At 44.8% G+C, this 25,297-nt stretch carries 16 protein-coding genes; 4 read left to right on the forward strand and 12 right to left on the reverse strand.

The annotated features are described in order from the left end of the window. Positions 1 to 14: 14 nt before the first annotated feature. The 5 genes from A8708_RS33605 to A8708_RS35975 all read right to left on the reverse strand — a co-directional run bounded on the left by A8708_RS33605 (position 15) and on the right by A8708_RS35975 (position 7,845). Positions 15 to 2,420: a restriction endonuclease-like protein gene (locus A8708_RS33605; RefSeq protein ID WP_068671273.1), complete on the reverse strand. Its 2,406-nt coding sequence runs from the start codon at positions 2,418 to 2,420 to the stop codon at positions 15 to 17. Continuing rightward, positions 2,392 to 4,920, reverse strand: coding sequence for an MrcB family domain-containing protein (locus A8708_RS33610; protein WP_239696930.1), 2,529 nt, complete (start codon positions 4,918 to 4,920; stop codon positions 2,392 to 2,394). The genes A8708_RS33605 and A8708_RS33610 overlap by 29 nt, the downstream gene beginning before the upstream one ends. Positions 4,921 to 5,414: 494 nt before the next feature. Beyond that, entirely contained in the window at positions 5,415 to 6,524 is a 1,110-nt protein-coding gene (locus A8708_RS33615) for a hypothetical protein (protein WP_068671275.1), read from the reverse strand. 546 nt (positions 6,525 to 7,070) lie between these two features. Beyond that, on the reverse strand, positions 7,071 to 7,676 hold the full coding sequence (locus tag A8708_RS33620) for a zeta toxin family protein (protein ID WP_068671277.1): 606 nt from the start codon (positions 7,674 to 7,676) through the stop codon (positions 7,071 to 7,073). After that, a complete protein-coding gene (locus tag A8708_RS35975; RefSeq protein WP_167355954.1) occupies positions 7,669 to 7,845 on the reverse strand; it encodes a hypothetical protein in 177 nt (58 codons plus the stop codon). The genes A8708_RS33620 and A8708_RS35975 overlap by 8 nt, the downstream gene beginning before the upstream one ends. A 278-nt stretch (positions 7,846 to 8,123) precedes the next feature. On the opposite strand from A8708_RS35975, the gene A8708_RS33625 reads away from it, so the two are divergent. Next, positions 8,124 to 8,366 carry a hypothetical protein gene (locus A8708_RS33625; RefSeq protein WP_068671279.1) on the forward strand — a complete coding sequence of 81 codons (243 nt, stop codon included), beginning with the start codon at positions 8,124 to 8,126 and terminating at the stop codon, positions 8,364 to 8,366. A 249-nt stretch (positions 8,367 to 8,615) separates the two neighbouring features. Further along, on the forward strand, positions 8,616 to 8,765 hold the full coding sequence (locus tag A8708_RS36280) for a hypothetical protein (protein WP_204787693.1): 150 nt from the start codon (positions 8,616 to 8,618) through the stop codon (positions 8,763 to 8,765). Between the two features lie 81 nt (positions 8,766 to 8,846). Here the strand turns inward: A8708_RS36280 and rlmD are convergent, their stop codons facing one another. From rlmD to A8708_RS33650, 4 genes are all read right to left on the reverse strand, one after another. Further along, complete coding sequence (rlmD, locus tag A8708_RS33635) at positions 8,847 to 10,292, reverse strand: 23S rRNA (uracil(1939)-C(5))-methyltransferase RlmD (RefSeq protein WP_068671404.1); 1,446 nt, start codon at positions 10,290 to 10,292, stop codon at positions 8,847 to 8,849. A gap of 215 nt (positions 10,293 to 10,507) precedes the next feature. Beyond that, positions 10,508 to 11,434, reverse strand: a complete 927-nt coding sequence (locus A8708_RS33640; protein WP_239696932.1) for a diacylglycerol kinase — start codon at positions 11,432 to 11,434, stop codon at positions 10,508 to 10,510. 52 nt (positions 11,435 to 11,486) lie between these two features. Then, on the reverse strand, positions 11,487 to 12,269 hold the full coding sequence (locus A8708_RS33645) for a sirohydrochlorin chelatase (protein WP_068671283.1): 783 nt from the start codon (positions 12,267 to 12,269) through the stop codon (positions 11,487 to 11,489). A gap of 140 nt (positions 12,270 to 12,409) precedes the next feature. Then, positions 12,410 to 12,700 (reverse strand): YerC/YecD family TrpR-related protein, encoded by a 291-nt coding sequence (locus tag A8708_RS33650; RefSeq protein WP_056612830.1) that lies wholly within the window; start codon positions 12,698 to 12,700, stop codon positions 12,410 to 12,412. 239 nt (positions 12,701 to 12,939) lie between these two features. On the opposite strand from A8708_RS33650, the gene A8708_RS33655 reads away from it, so the two are divergent. Then, positions 12,940 to 13,569: a hypothetical protein gene (locus A8708_RS33655; RefSeq protein ID WP_082927978.1), complete on the forward strand. Its 630-nt coding sequence runs from the start codon at positions 12,940 to 12,942 to the stop codon at positions 13,567 to 13,569. A gap of 64 nt (positions 13,570 to 13,633) precedes the next feature. Here A8708_RS33655 and A8708_RS33660 read toward each other — a convergent pair whose 3' ends face one another. Continuing rightward, positions 13,634 to 19,699 carry an S-layer homology domain-containing protein gene (locus A8708_RS33660; RefSeq protein WP_068671285.1) on the reverse strand — a complete coding sequence of 2,022 codons (6,066 nt, stop codon included), beginning with the start codon at positions 19,697 to 19,699 and terminating at the stop codon, positions 13,634 to 13,636. 46 nt (positions 19,700 to 19,745) lie between these two features. Continuing rightward, the gene (locus A8708_RS33665) at positions 19,746 to 20,915 is read right to left on the reverse strand and encodes a HupE/UreJ family protein (RefSeq protein ID WP_068671287.1); all 1,170 of its coding nucleotides are present in this window, start codon (positions 20,913 to 20,915) and stop codon (positions 19,746 to 19,748) included. A gap of 310 nt (positions 20,916 to 21,225) precedes the next feature. Between A8708_RS33665 and A8708_RS33670 the strand changes: the two genes are divergently transcribed. Beyond that, entirely contained in the window at positions 21,226 to 23,397 is a 2,172-nt protein-coding gene (locus A8708_RS33670) for a helix-turn-helix domain-containing protein (RefSeq protein WP_068671289.1), read from the forward strand. A 476-nt stretch (positions 23,398 to 23,873) separates the two neighbouring features. Here the strand turns inward: A8708_RS33670 and A8708_RS33675 are convergent, their stop codons facing one another. Continuing rightward, positions 23,874 to 25,277, reverse strand: coding sequence for an ABC transporter substrate-binding protein (locus A8708_RS33675; RefSeq protein ID WP_068671291.1), 1,404 nt, complete (start codon positions 25,275 to 25,277; stop codon positions 23,874 to 23,876). Between the last annotated feature and the right edge of the window lie 20 nt (positions 25,278 to 25,297).

Below are 25,297 nucleotides of genomic sequence, written 5' to 3' on the forward strand. Positions count from 1 at the left end.
CGTTATCCTCCATCCTACTCCACTTCAATCCCCACAACCGAACTCCCCTGATCCACATGCTCCCTATCCAGCGTCACACGAACCTTACCCACACGCCGTTTCTCTCGCCAATCCCGCAGCTCCTCTTCCGTTTCCAAACGTAGCTCAGAAACTTCCTTAGCCCTGTTAAGCATATAATCCGTTGTATATAAAATCCGATAAATCCCATGCCCCGCGGGAACAATGGCCGTCTCTCTTTGAATCCACTTGTCCACTTCAAACACAACATAAAGCTCATCCGTCGCACCTCTGCTAGAAGGAATTTCAGTTATGGCAGATCGTGGAACAACCTTCCAGTCTATCACTCTCCCATACCAGGAAATGCCCGCTTCCTCTGTGCCAAACAAACGGATCGACTGATACAATGCCACGTACTCTATATGAGTCAACACCTTATGATCCGTTATATTCCGCAAAGGTGTATGATAAAATCCATGCTCCAATGCAGCCTCCAGTTGAGTCTTCTTACTCAATGCGCCAACCAAGACATTCTTACCAGACATCTTATCCTTGTAATACTCCTTCGTACCTCTCGGCCTAGTCGTCCGTTCGTAAGCCTTCTCGGGACTATCCATAATGATCTCGTCCAAGAACTTCTCCATTAAGCTCGTTGAATTCGGCAAAAAAGGAAAAGCCCCAATGTTAATGAGCTCCACACTTTTATAAAACTTATGCTGCTGGAAACGCTCCTCATCATGATAGGGAAACAACACATAAGCCCCGAACATGCTCCGCTCGTACTCTCGGCCTTGCCCCTCCGAATACACAATTGCATCGCGATAACGATGCATCGTGTTAATATCATCTTCTTCTGGCCCCGGCATCCGGTATCGCTCATAATATGGCGTCCCCTCATAAGCCGGATTAATCCGATATTTTGCATCGAAAATATATTTATACTCTGCCGCGGCATCGTTTTTCTTCAAAGTAAGGACATTATCTGGCCGCTGAGAAAGCGTCGGACTCTTATCTCCCTTAGGCAGCGCGTTATAAAATAGCGTGAAAATCTCACCATTCACAGGATTCCTATATACCATCTTAGCCTGCTGCGACTTATCCAGTGTGACGAATAGCCCACTCCGATTAAGTTTAATAATATCTTGTTTCATTAGTTCATATTTGTTGCTTAAAAGGTGGTGAATCTTCAAGAAGCACCAATATTCATAGAGTTGAGCCAAATCTTTCATCGATAGTCGGAATAGATCATTCTGGATCGACAAACCTTTTAATAGCATTAAATAATACCGATACACCTCTCGGTACCCTGACGCCATCTGTAAGACTAAGGAGATCGACAGTTGCCTCATCTCACCTACATTCAGAAAATCATTCTGCAACAACCTTTGTACATGACTCTGCATTAAATTCAGTTTCCTTGTAAGTTCAGGATCTTCCACGCGACTTTTCTGCGCCAAACGTGTTTTAATGTCCTTAAGCTTTTGCCCAATACGTAAAAGTACCCATTTCACAAAACGGTTCTCAGCCGTATCATAATTTACATGACGCCTGCTCTCTAGCAAGTGAGTAGGGGTATATCGCTCTCCATTTACTGAAATAACCCCGTTCGTCGAATCTTTCATTAATAGATGAGGACGTTTTGCTAGAAAGCTGATGTTCTCTTTACCAGCTCTTTTGACACGTGCAGCGTCTACCAGGCGATTCTCGCTCTGCAGCTTGGAATGAGGTGAGAGCTTAATGCGTTCAACAGCCTGAATAAGCTGCGTAAATATATGCTGAAGGATCGTAAAATACTCCGTCAAACTCTGATGATTCGTCTCTTTCAGACCAGTCATGTTAAATGTTTTGCGCAAAAAATCGAAAGATAAATTATAAATCTGTGCATTAACATCATTAAGAATCATTTGATAATCGTTCTTATAATCGATTTTTGCCGGGAAAATCTCCAGCTGAAGACGAAAAATAGCCTCCCCATTCAAACGAAGCTCAAGTTCGGATTGACCGACCTCATTTTGAAAATTAAGAATCCCCGACAAAATCAACTTCCCTAGCGGCTTAACCGCCTGCCTTAAATGAACATTATCATGGAAAAAAGATAAAGAAATATCCGCTTTCTTTTCAATCACCAGCTCATAAGACTGCGTCTCATAAAAAGTTGGCGCACACACATCCCCCGCGCTCCAACTCCTAACAACCCCGTGTTCATGGGAGAAAACAGCAATCGACTCAATAATCAGCGTATCCGCAAGCGGAGCAGCATGAAAATGCGCATCCACCCACTCCTGATCCACATTGCGATGCAGATTTAAAGTCTCAACAGTGGGATGGAACGGCTTGCCCTGAATATAGAGATTAAACAGATTCGTCTCAATCCGCAGCAATTCCCTACTCTGATTAAGAGATCCAGTAAGAGGTAAATCCATCTTCTTCTAACCTCCGTAGCATGAAGGCAATTTTCCGTGCGCTATGTGGATATTTGGACGCTGCCAATGTCTCCATCGAAAGATATAGCTTAGAAGCATCTTCTCTGTATTCCGAAAGAGGTAGGGTGCGATCCTGAGCCACTTGCATTAATTGTAGCAAAGCATTTTTAACGGAAGCATTACTACCTTGTATTCTAGGCAAAATCTTCTGAAGCAACTGCATATCGAACGCAGCTTCCTTACTTAGCAATCCAAATCGTTCGTTATAAATCATATAGAAACATACCGCATCCCGAATCCGAAATCCTACATGTGAATGAATCTGCTCCAAAATCCCATTGATTTTAACCAATAACTCCGTCGTATCTTCCGTTAGCTGCTTATAGTCCCTATACACATCTACAAGCTGTAAATACTCGCTCCGTAATAATGAATTAGGAGGCACGGGAGCATCCGTATGATCTGTGAGATCCTCCAACGACGGATATTGACCAAGCTCAATGTAATTGAACTCGATTGTGTTCGCACGGTCTAATACCTTTTTGCTAAAAGGATGCGTCGTCTCATCCATATTTACCGTTCCTACGATGTACACATTGTCTGGCAAATAGAGATTGCCGTACATCTGTTTATCTGACTCATTTTGTAAGGAGTCTATATGTATAAGCGGCGTTGTCACAATCCTTTGGTTATGCCACTCCTGTGTCTCAAGCACGCTCAATAGATCACTAAAATAATGCTCAACCCTAGCCAAATTCATCTCATCCAAGCAGATAAAATAAGGCTTATGTTGGTTACCCGGCTTTGAAGCCTCAACCAATATTTCTGCTAACTTCCCAGGGCGAAATGTCCCTGATAAATCCTTGTACCCCAATAGGTCCGAGGGATCGCTCCAATCTGGTCTGACAGGAACTAGTGAGAATTGGCCATTGCTCGCTGTTGCTCCTACAGCCTCAGCAAACAGCTTGACTAGCTTGGTTTTCCCTGTGCCAGATACCCCCGCAAGGATGACAAAAGGCTTTGTTTTTAGAGATAGGAAGAAGTTCTCGATCCAATGGTCAGGATACATGAAGCCTTTGTTTGCAATGAAATTCTTGATTGTGGCTACTCGTTCAATTACCGTTAGTGAATCCACCAGAGGTGTCTCCTCCCACTCCGTATACGTGTACTGCTGACTTGATTTAGAAACAAACTTCAATATCTCTAACCAGTTAAGCATGAAAATAGAGCGTTGTTTCTGTGTGACTTCTCCCCATGTCTCCAGTGTGCCAAGTGCTTCGTTAAATTTGGGTGAGAATTGATCTATGGTGAAGGTATTCAGTTCCTTGCAGATTTGGATAGCTCTGTTAATGCTTTTAACAAGAGGGGTTTGGTGTTCAGTGTTAGTTAAGTACTCTCGAATTAGTTTTACTTGCGCTTCACTGAGAGTCCATTTATTTTCGTTAAAATGGTTTGCGTATTCCTGACCTAGATCAGTTAATGAGAATTGGTTCTCCTTTATTATGATTAGACCTAGATCTCGCAAAGCTCGTCCCAGATGCTTGATTCTTTCTTTGGGGTGCTTCACGTCATCTCCAGGGAGAAGAACTGTAGCTTGGTTTGCTACTAAAGTGTCTAATGAAATCGCGGTTGGTCCGTGGTCTTGAAGGTATTTTATAATGCCTTGTCCAGCATACAAATGACTGATCGTATAGTTAAAGCTGATTGACGGTTCAGGTTCCTCCGTTGGATTGATGACTCTACGAACGTATTCGTTGTAGTTGGTGACAGCATTGTTTAAGTCTGCCATTAGCTGCTCATCATCTGGCAACTGATCCAATTCGTAGCGATAGTAAGCTATTGTAGAAACTTGATAGTCTTGGCCTAGACCGCCTGATGTTAGATAAATGGCATCGTCCTTGATCATGCCTTCCAAGGGAAGCATGTTTCTGATTTCATTTACTTTTTGTTTAAAATATTGATACGCTGCTGGCTTACCTTTCTCAGCAACTGGGATCGTAACACCTTGCATGAACGTAAGGTAAACAGATTTCATATCTTCCGCGAAAAGGAACACAAGATACTCGCCTTGGCGGGTAGTCTCTGTAATACGCTTATCCATAATCGAGATCCATGGAATCGTTGCCCAGTTGCCTTGTCCAACAGATCCTTGGATCTTTAATTCAGAGTGAATGAGTGGGAGCTTCCTTAGCGCTGAGGGGATTTCTTGGCGTACAAGGTTGCCAAGTCTGTGTCCTGCAAAGGTTTCTCGCTTTGCGGTTAAATAGGTGGAAAGAATATCTGAAAGAGCTTCTTTTAGGGAGAAACTATTGTTATTTTGCTGATTGTAGTAGTCCGCTAGTTCTGATTTGGCATACTCATAAAGTTCACTTTGTACTTCATCTGACCACGATTCGAATAATCCTTCCTTGAAGCCAATTGAATCGTCTTTTTGGTCCAGAATAGCGGAAAGGGCTGCAATTGGGGTGGAAATAACCGACTGAATGTTGTTTATAGTCATGCTGTTCCAGGTAGTTCCAGCCTTCTCAGGTGGGGGGTCGACAACTAGACCGTTCGACTCTCTTTCTTGGAGTAACATGAGGAACCTTTGTTTTAAATTTAATAAAGTAACAACTCTTGATCCGGTTGCATGCATTTCTAATAAGAGTGCTAGGATGAGCACCATTTTGTAGGATTTTTGCTTGTTAGAGAATATATTATGAAGCTCTATCGGTAATGACAAATTTATCACCTGTTTCGTAAAAGAGTATCTTAGAGAAGTACGCAAAATATAAATATTTGTCTTATATATTCGACGAATAACAGGCCCTACCTTCTTCTGTAAATGGATATAAACGTGAAAAAGGAGCGAAGCCTATTATGCTCGCTCTTTTATTATTGTCTAAATTATTTGATGTAATTAGCATTATACTAGGAGCATTGAATGAACTAACTGTTTACTGTTATTAATATACCTTCCTAAGGTTGTTCGGTTTATTCTGCAGTCAACAGACATTACCGTTTTATATTTTCACGGAATTCTTCTTTATTAATAGTAATGGTATTTTTGTCGTCCATATGAATTTCATTGACAATATTGAAATATTCATGATTATTTAATGCCCCTAAGTTAAAATTAATAACCACAAAATTTTTACCTTGTTTTAAATACTCTATCGTGTCTAATTTATAATTGTATTCATATTTACTTTTATTAGACATAAAAGCTTTACTCGACCCTTTGTATATTTGAGCATCAATATTTTTAAAAAAGGTAGCACTCCCATTGCTTTCTTGCTTTTCCATAACTTCTATAAAAGAGCGACGGAACTGTGAGCGAGTGAGTTCTAATTCTTTTGTTAATACTTCATTGTCATTAATGTCTACCGAGTAAAAATATAAGATTATTTTTTCTGGAATTGAATTCTCAAAATGAAAGTTAATTGGCGCTTTCGCATCAGTTGTGAATTTTGCAATAAAGAATGCTTTTTGGGAGCCCGCCATAATAACTATTAACAAAAATAATAATGTAGTAGTAACTCCAAACCAAAGTATAATTTGTTTCCATTTTTTTGAAAAAAAATCACCAAATAATTGAAAAACACTACGAAGATTTGTACGAGCTCTTTTAAAAATAAGCAGTATTATAAATAAAAATATGAAAAATGAAGTCAATGAAATTGTAATGTAGTTCTTAGCAATAGTACCAATGACGATTATGAATAGTAGATTAAAACTGAAAGTGAGGGCAGTGTATAACTGAAGAAGCTTAAATAATAAATCGTATCTTTCATCAGCTGTATTTACTCTTGAAGAACTCGTTTCATGGTTATGTAAATGATTCAGAGCGAAAAACTCAGAATAACAATAGGACACAAGGCTTAAAAGAATAAGCAAGCCAGAAGAAAGCATGCATGAAATAATAACATGTTCGTAACTAATAAGAAATGGCAAATATATTTTATACGAAAGTGCTTTAAAGAAGAATCCTAGTGCTTTTTGATATACTATTGCAAGCGCCCCTATTACGGTCAAAACAAGAACCAATCGAGCTGTTCTTTCTGTAAAAGAAAGATTGATGTTAGAAGCGCTAGGTGCTGGATTTTCGATAGTTGGATCACTCATGAAATTAAACCTCCATATATTTCTACGTTTTCCCAAATATATACGCAAGAACAAGTGTTTGGTTTCAATGTTTTCAATTGTGTACTAGTTTGAGGAGTTTGGATTATTTGTAAGGGTATTGCCGGACATTACAACCTCAACACAAACAAAAGGCATAAGCATATTACTGCTTGTGCCTTTAATAAAACTATCCGACACTGATAATCGTCGCTCAGTGGGAAACTTTGTGAGATATTTTGTTTTCTACATTCCATGTCCCTATTCAATTAATACTGCTGTGGATAGACTTAATCGTTTATTACCAACCCATAATGCGGGTTGGTACGGTTCTGTGTTTTGACATTTCGCCTGCCAACATTACAAGTTTTACCGTACTAGGCAATTGAGAAAACCCTTCACTGTAACAGTATTCAATTGAAATATTCTATCTCTGCAAGCGATGAGGTCAGGGGTTCTTTCCTCCTATGCTCCATTTATGTTCCCCGTTATTTTACCTATTTAAGACCAGATTAATCCAACTTTTAAAAGAAAAAAGAACAGCCCTGTCTATATGAGCTGTTCTTTCTGAGGTTCAATATTTTGTATAATACATTCAATCCATGAAGGAACAGCGTCAGACCGATACGTTATCACCCCATTGTCTGCGCCCAGAATAATCCTTCCCTCGGCTAGACTGTTATCAATTACGATTAAATGATCAATTAAATCAAGATGAGATAGTAAATTTTGAATTGATGTTTGATGCCGCCTAATAATATCTTCAGACGGGATATGATGTCCACCATTTTTGACCCGCACTGCCACTCTCTCAAGATTCAATTGATAATCGCCAAGACCGACATAAAACATTGTAACTTCGAACCCATTGGCCTTAGCATCACGCATCAGCCGAATGGCATTTCCTCCAGCAAGTGTAGTTTCAACTGAAAAGTCACGTCTGTTTCGAATACAGTCCTTGGCCAATTTAATGGCTTCTTTCCCTGCAGATATCTTGCGACTTTCAGGATGCATCCGGTCGATTCCCCTAGCTAGAGCATCTGGATCAATATTCACACTTATTCCGAGACGATCAACAATGAGATTCCGGATTGTACTTTTCCCACTTCCATTGTTCCCAGCAAAAATGTAAATAATCGGTGATAATTCATGCATGTGGAGGATCCTGCGCAGTAACCGGAATAACATGACCATCATTGTATTCCTTTACAATCTTACCCTCTACGTTTTTATAAACAATATAAGTCTCGTTAGCCTTAGCATCCAGCTTTGCTCGACCACCTGTGAGTTTGATAAGTTTTTCAAGATCTTTAATTTGATTCATGTTTTCACCTTCCTACATCTAAGAATCAACTAAACACTTATTTATTATAGCATAAACGAACTTATCCTTTCACACACACCAAACCAACTATTAATAATGACCTTATAAATCCTAAATTGTTTGAAATGAACCCACCATGGAAATAAGAAAACCCCTGTCGAGGCCATTCAAAGATGAGCAACCGAGTTTACATGTAGAGATAACCCTTAACTTCTTACTATAAGAGTTATGATATAATGATTTTATGAGTAACCATACCATTTGTGGGGTGTTTAATTATGCAATGGCAAGAAGTTCGTACCATTTATCCTGATCAATACGTCCTGCTTGAAATTCTTGATTCTCATACCAAAAATAACGTTCAGTTCGTTGATGATGTTGCTTTGGTTCGAGCGATTCAAAGCGCTGATGAAGCAACCCAAGAATTATTAAAGTGCAAAAACAACAACATTGTATATCATACTGGACAAGAAAAAATAACGATTGAACTTCGAAAAAATCCTTTCTACAGGAGCCGTTAAATGAGGATCAATTCAATTGATGGTTTACTTCAAACATCTATGACAATTTGTTACAGAGGACGTTCTTTAACAATCGATAACTTAGTGATTGATACTGGCGCGGCACATTCACTGTTATCCTCAGACGTTGTATCCGAAATAGGTATTAGATTTGAAAATGGAGACAGGCTCTTGCGAAGCTTCGGAATCGGTGGGGATGAGTACTCTTTTCAAAAACGTGTAGATCAAATTTAACTAGGCAATTTCATCATGATAGACTTACCTATCGATTTTGGTCTTCTTCATGAAGATATTAATTACATTAACGGACTCATCGGTCTTGATATTCTTAAAAGCGGTGATATGATCATTGACCTTCATCGTATGGAAATGAATTCGGCAAAACCCAATCGTGATTAAAATGAAAAAAGCCAAGCGAACATCAGGCAAATACCTGAGAATCCCTTGGCTTTTTTAGGTAACAGAGAACCAATTTCACAATTAACAATCACTTCTTACAAGTAAGGCGACATTTTCTACGTGTGTCGTCCAAGGAAACATATCCACCGGCGTCACCTCCGCGACGCCGTAACCGCCATCGACCAGCACGCGCAGGTCGCGCGCGAGTGTCGACGCGGAGCACGACACGTACACCACGCGCCGCGGCTGCAGCTCGAGGATGGTCGCCAGCAACGCCGGGTCGCAACCTTTACGCGGCGGGTCGACCACAATCACGTCAGGCCGAACGCCCTGACGTGTCCACTCCGGCAGGACGACCTCGGCGGGTCCTGCCTCGAAGTGCACGTTCGTCATGCCGTTTAACTCGGCATTCTTACGTGCATCGGAGATCGCCTCTTCGACGATCTCGACGCCGTACACCTGTCCCGCGCGCTGCGCTAGGAACAGAGAAATCGTGCCGATGCCGCAGTAGGCATCGACCACAACCTCATCGCCGGTCAACGCGGCGTACTCCAAAGCTTTCCCGTACAAGACTTCCGTCTGGACGGGGTTCACTTGAAAGAAGGATCGCGCGGAAATGGCAAATTTCACTTCGCCGATATAGTCATAGATGACCTCGCTGCCCCACAGGACGCGCGTCTCATCCCCAAAAATAACATTGGTCTGTCTCACATTAATGTTATGGCAAATGCTCTTCACCGCAGGCAGAGCCTCGCGAATGCCAGCAATCCACTCGTCCGCACGCGGAATCTCCGACCCATTGGTTACCAACACAACCATGACCTCACCCGTGCGGAAGCCGACTTTGACGACGACATGGCGCAGCAGCCCAGACCCCGTCTCTTCACTATAGGCGCGAATGCCTAAGCGCGAGCCGATCTCTTTCACACGCGCAACGACTTCATCGTTAGCCGCATGCTGAATCAGGCACTCTTCCATGTCGATGATGCGATGACTGCCCTGCGCATAGAATCCTCCGATGAGGCCGCCCTGCTCTTCCCCAAAAGGAACCTGAGCCTTGTTCCGATATCTCCACGGATCGCTCATCCCAAGCGTAGGATGAACAACAATCCCTTGACCTTGCTCTTCATCTTCGCTTTCACCGGTTCGGCCGATTGTCGGCTCACCCGCCACAGCCAACTTCCCAATCCGCACCAAATTATCAATAACCTGCTGACGCTTCACGCGCAACTGCGCCTCATAACTCAAATGCTGCAACTGACAGCCACCGCACTCATCATAAATCACACAGTCGGGAGCCACACGATCCGAACTCACCGATAGCAGTTCCACCAAAGAAGCATACCCATACTGCTTTTTCAGATGCCCTACCTTAACCAATGCACGCTCACCCGGCAGCGCCCCCGCGACAAAAAGGGTAAAGCCGTTCACACGGCCCACCCCTTCGCCATCATGACTGATCCCAATAATCTCAGCCTCGTATTGCTTTCCGATCTGCACAGGCAAGCCTGCCATCCAAGCTGGCATTTCTTTTTTCCCTTTGCTGTTACCATTCCCTCTGTTCCCTGCCGAACTCCCTGCTCTTCCAGTAGATCCCGACCTGCCACTACCTCTATGTTTACCTGGCGCCGAGCCAGATGTACCTTTTGCTCTCATAATTCCCTCACTTAATTCTAGCTAAAATTAATCATTCATCTCTTCGTCGAAGCTTCCCGGCAAAAAAGGTGGGAGAAAGTTTCCCCCTACTCCTCATCATGCCCATTCCCATGCCCCTTCAAATGAAACGGCGTGGTCAAAGCCTCAAGAAATTTCTTTTTATAAATCGACTGACCCGACTCATCCACGATCACCTGCAAATGGCTCTGCAAATTCGTCATCACACATGGCAATGTCCCGCCGAACTCTCCATCGAGATTCAACTGAACATAATCCGGGGAGTTAATCTCAATATGATTGGTCTGAAAATAAATCAGATTCGGATCACTCAAATGCTCGCCGCGCAGCGCCAGTGAGACGATACGGATGAATTCTGCCAGATTGCATTTCTTCAAAATAATCACGTCGAACATGCCATCATTAATGTTGGCTTCCGGAGCCAACTTCTCGAAGCCGCCAACGGAGTTGGTGTTGCCCACGAGGAAGAGCATGACTTCTTCATGCATCTCGCGATCGCCGGCTTTGATATAGAGCTCGATGGGCTTCAGCCTAGGCAGCTTCTCGAGTCCCTTCATATAATAGGCCAACTGGCCGATCATGGTTTTGAGCTTGCTCGGGACTTCATACGTCAGCTCGGTCATCGAGCCGCCCCCAGCGATGTTGATGAAGTAGCGGTTGTTGATTTTGCCTACATCGATCGAGGTTGAATACTGCTGAATGATGAGGTCGCAGGCATACTCCAAGTTCTTAGGGATACCAAGCGCACGCGCAAAATCATTCGTCGTCCCTAGCGGCAAAATACCCAGCGGCGGTCTGCCTTCTCTCTCGGCCATGCCGTTGACGACTTCGCAGATCGTGCCATCGCCGCCAGCTGCGATGATGAGATCGAACCCTCGTCGCACAGCTTCGGTCGCTGCAAGTGTGGCATCTCCTTCACCGATGGTCGCGTGAGCGGACGTCTCGAACCCGCCGCGCTCCAAGCGCTGGAGAATTTCGGGCAATCTTTTTTTCATTTCTTCCCGGCCTGAAGTCGGATTATAGATCAATCGTGCTCGTTTGACCACTCTATGTCATCCCCTGTTCATCGTATGGGAATACGGAGGCAATCTGCCCCTCCATCCATTTGGAAATTTGCGGACTCGGCAACAAAGCCCGTCCATGATACTTATAGGTTAACCCTTCCAAACGGGAAGGAATCACTTTCTGTGTAAAATACCCTTCACTTAGAAAAAGCGGTGCAATAATCACCTTATACGTCGGCTTCTCTCGGGCCCACCAAGCCATCTTCTCGGCTAGCTGATCCGGCAAAAGCATCGCAATATCCGCCTCGGCGAAGCCGCCTAACACCTTCACCCGCTCCGCGAGTTGCGTAAGTCCTTGGCGCCACTTCTGGTGGAAGCCCTCTTCCTTACTCCCATGCCCCACCAACAGCAGAATCTCTTCCTGGGGCGACACGGACAGCTCTGCAATTTTGCCATAAAGAATGGCTGCAATATCGGGATGATCATCAATCGGCGACGTGAAGTGAATGCGCGCACGTATATCTAAGAGCTCCATGTCGGTTTCGAGCACCGGCTCGGGAATAACCCCTAACGCGTAGCTGATCTCATCAATATGTGTACTCCCAGAGGACACGAACAGCGGAACGACGATGATATCAGTCACGCCTTGTGCCTCTAAACTGTAAATGCCATCTTGTATCAATCTACCTTCGACAAGTTCCAAATAGGACGCATAAATGGGCATAGCATCCGGCATCCGAACCGCATTCACGGCATCCTCCACCAGCTGCACCCAACCCTCATCACGGGATCCATGGCTAATAACTAGCACACCATATTTACTCATTCCAAATTCCCCCACCCGTACGAACTAAGCCTATCTTCCTATGCTAACGAAAGTGGTCATCTATGTCAATTTGAGGTCTGCTTAAACAGAGAAAAACCCCGCATTACACGAGGTAATACAGGATTCTGCAAAGTCATTATTTAACGATTCAAACGATCCAACGTCAACACATAACCATCGTTCCCGTAATTCAGGCACCTTTTGACCCGCGAAATGGTTGCTGTTGAAGCTCCCGTTTCCGCTTCGATCTGGTTATACGTGCATCCTTTGCGCAGCATGCGAGCTACTTCAAGGCGCTGCGAAAGCGACTGAATTTCGTTAACGGTACACAAGTCGTCAAAAAAGACGTAACACTCTTCAATATCCTTCAACGTTAGTACAGCTTCGAAAAGCTGGTCTATGGCTTTATCATTTAATTTTTTTAATTGCATCTGCTGTCAACTCCCGGTCAAAAAGCATGTTGGCTTCGTGGTTCTCTAAGCTCCTGTGTATCATTCGACACGTCCTGGGTAATTCCTTCCTTTAGGATTGCAGAACGTTAAAATTTCTATGCGTTAATTGACTAAATAGCAACAAATCCCCATGACCCGTGACATTCGTCCATACCAAAGGTAGGCAAGTGACATATCCTGTAGGAGACAAATCTGATAAAAAAGGATCGTGAATCCTAGTGACCAACCCAAGACAACAAATTATTGGTAATGGCGCAAATCGTCCTGAAGTAGAAACAAGGAGCTTAACCCTTCCAGGTGAAGGCTTCGGTCAGTACCCCGGCTTAGGCGGTGGCAATCCCTTCGGTGGTGGCGGCTTTGAAGGCGGCGGTGGCTTCTTCGGCGGCCCTCCTGCAGGCGGCAATGCCGGTGGCGGCTTCTTTGGCGGCGGCGGTGGTGGCGGTAATGCAGGCGGTGGTTTATTTGGCGGTGGCGGTGGTAGTACCGGTGGTGGTGGCGGCGGTAACTTCCTAAGCAATCTCCTTGGCGGCGGCGGTGGTAGCGCTGGCGGTTCTTCGAACCCGCTTAGCGGCTTAAATATTAAGCAAATCTCCGGCTTCGTTGAGCGGATGGGTGGTATTGACGGCATCATCGGCACGATGGGCAAAGTTCAGAAGTTCATGTCGACATTCCAGCAAATGGCACCGATGGTGAAGACACTCCTTGGCTCCGTCGGCAAAGGAAAGGTTGCTTCTGGCGACGTAGAGGAAGTCTTCCGTCCGAAACGCAAACGCCGTAAGAAATCCGGCACGGGTAAAAGGCGCAAAGGCCGCTCCACCTCTGGCACGGCTAAACGCAAGCGCAGATAGCGCTTCCCACACATTCATAAAAGGCTCCCCGTCTTCATAGACGGAGGAGCCTCTTTACATGTTGCTATTTTTTCAATGATCTTAAAATAATTGCTGAAGCCTCCGCACGCGTTGATACCCCTTGCGGTTTCAAGGTGCCGTCTTGGTAACCATTCAATAACCCTTTCGAAGTCAAGACAGCTACTGCTCCCTGTGCCCACTCCGATATCGCTGAGTTATCGGTGAATCCCGTGCCCTCTGTGCCTTTATCATTCATATGTGCTGCACGTACAATTATGACAGCCATTTGCTCGCGGGTAATCGTATCATCCGGACCAAATGTCGTATCGGTGTAGCCTGAGATGATGCCACTAGCTGCCGCTGTGGCAATGGCATTCTTCGCCCAATGGTTCGTCGTATCGCTGAACGCCGCTTTACCGCTCTGATCGCCGAGCTTTAAGAATTTGACAACGATAGAGACGAATTCGGCTCTTGTAATACGGCCTTCCGGTTTAAATGTGCCATCTGGATAGCCATTGATTGCTCCCTGCCCAATCAACTCGCGGATGTTGGCCTCTGCCCAATGTCCCTTAATATCCGTCAGATTCGATTCATCTAATCCAGGCTTACCATCTTCTTTGGAAGTAGCCATGACCGCATATTTTGTGAAGTGATTAACGTCTACAGTAATATGATTGCCATTGACTTTACCACCCTTGACTTCCACCCATTTCTGATTGACTTCATCGAAGTAGAAGACAGATGCTCGTTGATCGGCTTTCACACTTGTAGGATCGAAAGCAAACGTCAACGTAACCGGTTTACTGAAGTTCTCTGTAAAGTTTTTGAGAATCTCATAGATTGGACTTGCTAGAACCTCATGATTCGTTAATAGGTTATCTGTTCCTGACAATTTTTCAATGGTTAACTTCAATTCTTTCGTTGAAGCATTCGCCGGAATCGAGATAGAAACCTCGTTCTTATAACTCACTTCGCCCGTTTTTCCAATTGGAAGTGTTAAAGTTCCGTCTGTCGAGGTCACTTTATCGTCAATCGGTGTCGTTGGTGGTGTTGGATAATAGGGTTCCGACGAAGAATCTTCAGCACGGTAAACCGTCAGGTTATACGGCTTCTTCGTACCATCTTGCGCTTCGACCATTATTTCAATTGGGTTAGCCCCGACCTTAAGATTAGCCGCTTTGTAGGTATATACATTGTCTGTAACAGCTGTATACTCGGCACCTGTTACCGTAAGCTTTTGATAGCTTTCCTCTTTGGTTATAGATAGATTCACCTCAGAGACGGCGTTAGATATGCCTACCGCATAATCACGTTGGGCCGAAGAGAATGCCGGATTCAAGCTGCCTTGATTAACCGCGATGTTGGAAAGCAAGACATTGTTACTCATCCTTGTAACATGAATCGTATACGTTCTAGTCGAGCTGTCCGCTGCTGTATGGACAATCGTAATCGTATTGTCTCCTAGGCTTAACGGGATCTCTTCACTCGCTTGACCATTTCGTACCGTCTTTCCGTTCACCGTTACGCTTGCAATTTCGTTGGTAAGCGTTGGTGTGACTTTCAAGCGATCTACACTGTTAACCACACTCTGCGTATAGCTTGTTCTTGAGAAGTAGAAGGGCTCGTTCAGATCTCCGCTGCTAAGACTTAGACCGGTCATATATTCAGTCGATGTTGTCCCCGTAGTAAACCTCCAAATATCTGATTTCTTTACCCCACCATACATATCGATGGCCGCCGCATACCATTGGTAACTGGTCAGTGGCGCTAGATCTTTCCAGATGACCCCGGCAACTTCACCGCTCTTCACATGATTCATGCTGCCGATCACATGATCCGTATACACGTTTACTCCGAAATAGTCCGTAGCAACACGTTTCGTAACAGGCTGCAAATTCAAATCAATGGAAAACTCATCTTTGCCAGGATACTCGGCTGGATCATAGTAATTGTAATCATCCAAATGCGGTGAATAAGTTTTCATGTTGATTTTGCCATGTGCCATGTCAAACTGCATCAGTCTGATATAACCAAGCCCACCTTCTGGTGCCCCTTGGTAGTCAGCAAGCATTTGATACACGTTACGATCGGCTACTCCGTCGTTGTTATCATCAATCGCGTCGACTTTCAACTCTGCATCGTGATAATGGCCCGAAAGCGCCGCAATAACGTTCTTATTCGGTTTGATCACGCGTTCGAATACTTTTTCCGCCATTGGCGCGCGATTATTGGAAACTAGCATGAACTCATGGAAGTTCAGAATCGCCTTCCGATTCGGGTACTTTTTCAAAACCTCGTTAATCCAGTCAATTTCCTTGTCACCATAACCCCAACCCATGTAAACGACGATAAAATCATTACCGTTGGAGGATACAAGGTCATAATGTCCCTTGTTGTTTTCGTAGGATTCGCCGTACGTGGGCTGATCCTTGAAGCGATCTTCCCCGAACCATTTGGAATAATAACTGTAATCATTATTTTGATGGCCCACGTCATGGTTACCCGCCAGTACCCCATAAGGAATGTTGGCCTTTTCCAAAACCTTCATATCTTTATCTGCTTCTATCCATTGATATTCTTGGTCTGCGATATCGACGATATCACCGGTATGAATGACATATTTAATTTTATTATCTACTTTGTGATCCGCAATCCATTTCACGATCTCCTGATAGATATACGGATAGGTCTTCGAGTAATACTGCGTATCCGACATCCATACAAATGAGAAATCATAATCCGCTGCCGCATCCGCATTCGCTTGAACTGTGGTTGCTGCAATTTCATCCTGAACCATCACTTGAATCTTCTTGTTGTTGGCATACGTACCTGCAGCTACCGTAGCTTGCAGCTCAAAATCAGCTGTGCCCGCTATAACCGTTTGTAGTGCGTTCCATTTCTGACCGCTAGGACTCCATGCATATAATGTAACTTTCCGGCCTTCCAGCGACTTGCCCTTCCAGTTAATTTCCACTTGATCCGTACTCTTGATCGCATCGTCCAATGAGATTTCAAAGCGCTGATACGGGAATTTCTCGTCGGAATCATCCACCAGATACCGCCCATCCAATGCACTAATTTTAGTGTAATCCTCTTGTGTAAAGGCAGTCTCACCATCCGGCTTTGCCTGTCTAGGCGGCTCGGTGTCTACGGCGTTGCGGAACCCGGCGAATTGCCCCTGCACGCTGGCATCGTATTTATAACCTTGATTAAAGCTTACGTCCATTTCATCATTCATGGGATCCGATACTTTAACGCTCAACGGAGCATTACGATCTACGTCCACAGCGCCTTGCCCTGGTGTCAATTGTTCAGGCAGATTCGGGTTTTCATTCGGCACTTCGAAATTAATCGTCACATTTTGCACGTTACCTACTTTATCGACAGCCTTGATGCTGAATACATGCATCCCACCTGGAAGCTTCGCAGATGATGTGGCATATGGCAACGTGATTGGCAGGGTGTCGAGGGTAGTCTCTACCTTGTCCACGCCAGCAAATGCATCAGTTATCACTGCATCCAGGCTGAAGTCTCCACGATACATAACGCCTTCTTCAACGGAAGGTTGAATCACTGGCGCTGTATTATCGACTGTCACTGTTGATGTAGCTTTGTCATTACCATGGCTCACCGTAATCTGATGTTGACCATCATTTGTAGCTGCAGTATCCCAAACATAAGCTTTAGATGCCAACTTATCCCCAGGAATGTTGAAATCGAAATCGACTACTGGAGGTTTCCCTGAAGAATCTCCCATTTTGATAACCTTGGCCGGATCATTGTTCTTCGCATCATAAATCACCGTACCATCAGCCAGTACTAAACGTACGTTCTTCACGTCAAAATTATCTTTATTCTCCGCTGGTCGGTCATCGAAAGGCGAAGCCTTCGAACCCGCTCGGATAGAAAATACGTTGCTGCCTTCCTTCAATCTGTCCGCTTGAATCTTCGTAGACAGTGTTGTATAGCTATTCACAGTATCTTGGAATGTAAAGAGAATGTCCTTATCTTGGGTGATCGCATTTTTAAAATAATAATTTACACCCGTCACTTCGAATGCAATATACGCGTCATGTTCAACCGCATGATAGGTTGATTGCGTTAGTGCTTTGCCATCAATGGCAAGCTGCAGATCATCTGCACTTAACCCTTCGCCTGTTCCTCTAATCACTTTGGGTTTGGCAATCACATCGCCGTCTTTCACATTCAAACGCAGGGCTGAGTGATCTGAGCCACCTGTAATGGCAACGCGCTTGGTGCTTGACGTACTCTCATTCTGACCATCCGAAGTAACAAAGTAATAGTCTAAGTACGTATTACCAATGAGCTCCGGCGAGAACACCGTATAGTGATATAACGTATCCGCAAAGCTTTCTTTCAAATACTTCTTCGTATAATCCGACTGTTTTTCGGTTTTATAATAGAGCGCTACGGTCTTTATCGATGTTTCATCTTTGGCATCGCCGATCATCTCAAGATCCTTGGATTGATCTATACTGGTCTCTTTGGTTAAATCGGTTAGCGTCGGTTTGATCGTATCTGCTTTCACAATCACGCTTTGGAGTGGTGTTTGGATTTGTTCAACCGTTCCTGGCGTTGCCGCAACTAATCCTCCCGAGCTATATTTCGTCATCGTTGTACTACCATTAACCGGGTATTTATACAATATCCCCATATCCGCCTTGGCATCGCCTGATACGTAGTACGCGGATGAGACTTCAATACCTGTATTTGTAGCAATGACGATACCTCGATTTCCGCTATTCGACATACCATCGGAATGTACGCGAACAAGATTGGTACCCTCAACCAAATTAGAATGGTAGTTCCCATTGAAGGCATCCACAGGAGTACCCTCATTTTGAGCGTTGATTACCCAGAAGACAAGTGTACCTTTCGAAGGAATGATCATGTCTTCTTTGTCTGCTGGCCAAATGACATCTGCATCAGGTCCCGTATCTGGGTAACGGTAAATCAATTGATAATCTTTGAAATTCATAGCTTTATCCGTATTATTGTATACTTCAATAAACTCATAACCATCCGCGGTGCCCACATTCTTAGAATCGGGTACAATTTCCGTTACGAGAAGCGGTGGGATCTTGGTGAAATCCGTTTTATCGATAGCCACGGTCGCACTATACACGTTGGATCGTATCGTACTATAACCGTCATCCGCCTGAACGTAATATTTCAAAGGCGTATCCAACAGCTTTTCCTTAGGTATCGTTGCTTGATACTGGGTGGAGCCTAGTACCGTCATAGGTACCGAATCATAGGCAGCCTGAGAACCTGTTTTAAAATAAACGGCCGCGGTTACGGATTCACTCTGCTCAGGATTGGAGATTTGCGCTTGCAGCGTTACATCCAACTTTTGGTCCGCTTGCGTAACCGGCATGTGGGTAATAACCGGAGGCTCTGAATACGTCCGTGGAATTGGTGGTACTTGAGTGGGATCGATAATGCCTGGCGTTGCATTTGCTGGCGTTGTATCTTCACCTGAACCGTACATCACCATATTTTTCGAACCATTTACGGGATATTTATAGAAAATACCTTTATTCACTTTCGTTTGATTATCATTTTGGTAACTCGCAATGGAAATATCGCTGCCGGTTTTCTCTTGAATAACCAAATCTCGAGGACCTGCGTTACTCATACCGCCCCCACCTTCCACACGGAAGAGGTTCACGCCTTCTTGCAGGTTGGAAGTAAAGGTACTATTAAACTTAGCTGGTGTTTCTTCCACATTATCTGCATTCGTTACCCAAAATACGATAGAGGATTGCGCTGGAATCGGCATACTCCCGTAAGGTACTTGTTTATACGAAGCTGGCCAAATTGTATCTGCACCTGAATTACGGTACACCAAGTTGTAATCTTTGAAGTCCACCGTTCTGTCTGAATTGTTGTACACCTCAATAAACTCATAAGCATCTGAAGAAACCCCAGTTACATTTGTCGTATCTGGCACCAGTTCAGTAATCAGAAGTTTCGGCACCTTCGAATAGTCCACAGCGCTAACTTGAACGCCGTTGTCCGCTGCAACTGCCATAGGCGCCAGCATGCTGAACATCATTCCGAATACAGTCATCCCGGAAACCCATCGTTTGAAATCTTTTTTATACACGTAGTAACGCCCTCTCATTATCAAATGATTGTTAATCTATTCCTATCTATTGAGAAACAATTCGCTCAATCAACCAGTACAGTCCGAATACGCCAATGATGCCTGAAGCATATAAATTCCAATTGATCTTGAGCGGCACGCGGCGAAGCAGCAGAAGAACTGGAATCACAATTGCTACGACGACAAGTTGTCCAATTTCGACGCCTAGATTAAAGGAGAATAACGGCAGCGCCATTTGCCCAGACAGTGTACCTCGCAGCACTTCAGCGAATCCGAAGCCGTGGATTAATCCGAACAGCATGGTGACCGTTACACGTGCGCTCTCTTTTTTCTTCCATATGTTCCCAAAGGCAATATACAAAATGCTAAGCGCAATTAAAGGCTCAACAATTTTGGGTGACAGATAAGCGATCTCCAACGAGGATAGAACCAGCGTGATACAATGACCTACGGTAAAAGCTGTAATCAACTTCACAATTTTGGCTACTTTTTGTTCAGAAGCTAGCAGTAACCCGAATAGAAAGAGCATGTGATCAAGCCCTGACCAGATATGTTCCATCCCCATAAGGACATAAGTCTTCAGCGTATTCTGCCAAGAATTAGCAGCAGCAATATCAACTATAGGCTTGCTTGCTAGCGCTGATGCCATCGTCGGATTTCCTGCCCCTGCCCCAGGACCTTGGATCTGCACAATATAATTCTGACTGCCAAGTACTTGCTGAATCGTCTGCCCCCCCACTTGAATCGTGGCATAATTGCTATGGGCTGGATCAACCCCGCTGTACCAGAAGAAGTTATATTGCACGAGATACTGCTTCACTGGAGCAGCGAACTTGTACCGGATATCAATGCCAATCATATCCATGCTGGCGCGCTTCTCATGCTTAGCGCTGACAATGACTGCCGTTCCAACCTTGCCATCCCCCGTTACAATAATGCCGTCATCCACTAGCTTGGTTAATGCCCCCAAGGAGGCTGATAATTGTTTATCACTTATCTTGTCTCCGCCATCTGCCTTGTCAGGAAAGATTTGTAGAAGGTCGTGTTCGACTAAAGACAGATGATACTGCATCGTATCTGAGCCTACTTGTATATCGGAGTAACCGCTCGATGAAGCATGCGCTCCTACCGTACTAGCTACACTTATGCTAACGATGATCGCCAAAAGGAACACGAAGAAGCTCTTCCTAATGTTCAACTCTGTTCTACTGCGCATGTGTTCTTCCCCTTATGGATTCATTTGCACTTACTTTAATACCGCCATGCCTGCCTCTCCTTCCCATGAGCCTCCGTTGATACATGCCTATCATATCCAGCCCCCCAGGGCTTGCCTATACACATGATTTGCGTTCCTGCGCGATTGTTACGATTCTTCTTTTAAGCTTTTATAAAGTGGAAAATACATAAAAGCGCCCAGCTTCCAATAAAAAGCCCATACCTTTCACGCCAGATTTCATCTACAATTAAGGTATATAACTCGCCGGAAGCAAGGCAGCAGCGGAACAATCAGAAGGAGCCTGCGACTTATGAAACTTTTCTCCCTACAGAGATCCCTATTTCGAAACATCCTAGCTAGCTTTATGATCTTGATTCTTATCTTCTGTTCATTTAATCTCTTGATTTTCTGGCTCGTCAAAAACCACCTCCGCAGTGAGATGATCGCACAGAATCGTCTTACCCTGCAGAAGGTGGCTGAGCGCTACCAGTTTCAATTAGATAAAGTGAGAGAAGCCCTGTATAAGCAATTTACCGAAAAGTCGGTTATTACCCTTAACAATCAAGTCATTTTAAAAAAGGATTCCGAGTCCCTCTCTACCCGTCCTATTGTCCTGGACATCCAGAGCATTGCAAGCGATTCGGAGCTATATGTCGATAATATGATCCTCATGTTCCGATCCACGAATCTGGCCCTGAGCAAGCTCGGTCCTGGAACAACGGTCGATTTATTCAACAGCATCTATCGAAGCTCCATATACCCACTCTCTTACTGGCAATCCCAGTTTGAGCGCAGTGACAATTATGTGCTTCATCCAGCGACTGTATTTGGCAGCCCCTCCCCAGCAGGTGAGTCAACAGGAAGAATGTTAATTCCTTATTCCATTAAGCCTGCGCTCGCTGACAACATGATGATTGCTATGATCGACGGTGATCGCTTGCGTGATGCGATGCTGAAAGAATATCCGGATCTGGACATTACGATCGTGGGGCCGAATCAAACGGTTATTTATGCGACGAATAAATTGGCTATGGCAAATGGGGCAAGTACGAGAAACGAGGCAGACCAAGCAAACGAGACAAATAAAGATTCAAATCCGGTCGCTATTGCGTATCAAGATGAAGATGGCTTACGTTACGTCATGCAGATGACGAGTCCTGAATTCACATCTAGAATTCTTCGTTTGGATAATCTTATGATGATTCTGTTAGGCGTATCTATCGCCATCGCCTTCATGGTCTCGCTCTTTTTCAGCAAACGAATTCATCAACCAGTCCGTCAACTGATTCAAGAAAAAGGCGAGATTCAGCAGGAGCTGCAAGATCAACAATCGGAATTAATTAACTATCATTTCATGAATAAACTGAAAAATATCCACCCTGACCCCCATGAATGGCAGCATATTCAAGGTACCGAGGGGACTTACACCATCGTATTGTACGAGCTGCGCTTTCGCTCACCCGCTTTCACCCAAGTCGCGATGAGTAGAGAACACCTCTCACAAACGATTGGCGAGCAGCTCAAACGTATTACAGATGAGCGCTTTCGGGATGCCCATACGTTGCAGATGGAACATCATCAGTTTCTAACGGTGTTCCCTGGCAACGAACGTGAACGCATCCTTGGGATGCTCGAAGAGTTGAAGAGTGCCTTAGACGAAGAGCGTCGGTACTGTCTAGTGACAGCCGCTATCAGTTCGGCATTCGAGCATTCCCTGCAGTTCGGTCATGCCTACCGACAGGTGAACGAATTAGCTGCGCAAGCTCGCTTGCTGGAAGAGACGCAAATTGTCGTTGAGTATCGTTCAGATCGTGCTACCTACTTCCTGACCCTCACGCAGGAGCAAGAATTGACCGCAGCGCTGAAATCGGGCAAAGAACAGGAAACGCTGGACCTCTTCCTCCCCTGGCTAGACGAGCTAGACCAGAAGGAAGCCTCCGTGGATACGTTTAAGCATATGGTGCTTGCCGTAACTGATAAGGCCAAAATGGTCCTTGACCATTACAAAGTACCAGCTGACGATACCTTGCAGCTGCGGTCCATCCTGCTTCAATTAGAGGAATGCTGTACACTAGACGAGTACAAAATAAGCTTCGAAGCTTATTTCCGTATCGTCACTCACCTCATCCGTGAGAAGAAAGAGACCCATGATCCCATCATTGATCATGTGCTTAACGTCATTAAAGATCAGTATGCGGACGATCTCTCACTCGATGTTCTCGCTGATCAGCTTACACTGAGCAGTTCTTACCTCTCTACGTATATCAAAGAGAAAACCGGCGCCAACTTCATGGAACATTTGCATGATCGGCGTGTAGGATACGCGCAAGAGCTGCTGATCCAGACCGACTCCAACATCCAAGACATCGGCCTTCAAGTCGGCTACCGCAACATCTCTTCGTTTAATCGCATGTTCAAGAGTCGCACAGGCTCTTCGCCTGGCGAGTACCGTCGAACACATTTGTTGGATAGAAGGGCATGAGAAAGGCGGCTACATAACCTCTTACAATGAGGATATATAGCCGCCTTATCACATTCTGTATTTCCACAAAAACCTCTAACTAACAAGGTTTCAGCTACATTTGTATTAACTGGAAAATATGTAGCTATTTGCGAGGAATTTCTTTAAAAACTCGATTTAACTGGAAAATATGTAGCTAAATCAACCCTTTTTCGTTCAAATTGGGTAACTATCTAAAATTAACTGTACTTTTTCCATCTATTGAGCATCTGCACGCAAAATCCCCGAAAATAACTGTACAAAATCCATCTATTTACCTTCGCGCACTATGAATACTTATAAATTCAAGAAAAACCTGAGGGCTGCCTCAGGTTTTTCTTAATAACGCAACCGTAGCATCAGTGGGAGGAGTCCAGCGAAATGTATTCGTTGCAGTAAGTCGCATTTTTCGACTTAGGGGATTCCAATGCGCCCGGTTTACCCAGCCCTCCATTACTTCACTTCAACGTCCTATTATACGCATCGATCTTGGCGTTAATTTCTGCTGTTGCTGCATCGAGGGCTTCCTGCGGCGTTTTATGCCCGCTCAGCGCTTGGCCGATGGCGTTCTCCGTCAGCTTTCTCGCTTCTGGATAGACCCCCAGAACCCCGCCCTGTGTCGCTTGATTGTGCTTGGCGGCGTTATGCTGCTCAATGGCTGTCTTGAACTGTGGGAACTGTTTCATATTGTCTTGTACGATCGGCAGCTCATACGCTTTCTCTGTAATGGGGAAGTAGCCTGTGTTGACATGGAAGAACGCCTGCTGTTCAGGCTCGGACAAATATTTCATGAATGCCCATGCCGCCTGCTGCTCTGCCTCCGACTTATTATTCAGGATCCAGTTGCTTGCCCCGCTCACCACTACACCGCCAACACTATCGGCTGGCTTGGGAAAGAAGCCCGTGCCAACTTCGAACTTCCCATTAACGGAATCGAGGATATCTCGTAGTCCAGCCGTTGTATCGAAGATCATAGCGACCTTCCCTTCGGCGAACATTTTCTTGGATTCATCGCTCTTACCTGCCGAGTGAATGGCCGCCTTACTGTCAACTAAGCCCTTCCACCAAGTAAGCGCCTTGACGCCCGCTTCACCATTCAACTGCCACTCCGTTGCTACGCCATCGCGCCCGTTGCCAGCGTTCACCAGCTCAGCGCCCTGATTGGCAATGAGCTGTTCCATGTACCAACTATGCGTGCCGAAGTAGGCGCCGGACACACCGTCTCTTGTTACTTTTTTCGCTACTTGGGCAAGGTCTGTATAGAGAACTGGCGGTTGATCCGGGTTTAGTCCTGCCGCTTTGAACAGATCCCTGTTGTAATACAGAATAGGGTTAGACGTGTTAAAGGGCATTGAATACAGCGTATTCGCCACCCGATAATAATTGAGTATGGCTTCGTCCATTTGGGACACATCATACTTGTCCTGATCTACGAAGGTCTGAATCGGTGTAATCGCCTTAGAATCGATCATGTATTGCGTGCCGATATCGTACACCTGCATCATGGTTGGACCCAAATTGGATCCAATGGATGCTCTTAACTTAGTCAAACTATCGAAGTAGGAGCCCTGAAATACAGCCTCCACCTTAATATCCTTATGTGCGGCATTGAAGTTAGTTACGAGCCGGTCCACCACTTGACCGTTCTCACCGCTCATGGAGTGCCACCAGACTACTTTCTTAACGCCATTAATGAATGGATCAACTTCACCAACTTCTGCAGCTTTAGCCGCATTCCCTGCCACCGTACCTTTCACCACATCTTCTTGCCCCCATACTGAATAAACACCCAGTAGGCCGAACACCAGCACAATGATGATGAAATAAGCGGGTATCGAAATTTTACGTCTTAAAGTCTTCATCTTATCCCTCCTATGACTAG

It is taken from the genome of Paenibacillus oryzisoli, assembly GCF_001653565.1.
GTDB classification, from domain to species: Bacteria; Bacillota; Bacilli; order Paenibacillales; family NBRC-103111; genus Paenibacillus_E; species Paenibacillus_E oryzisoli.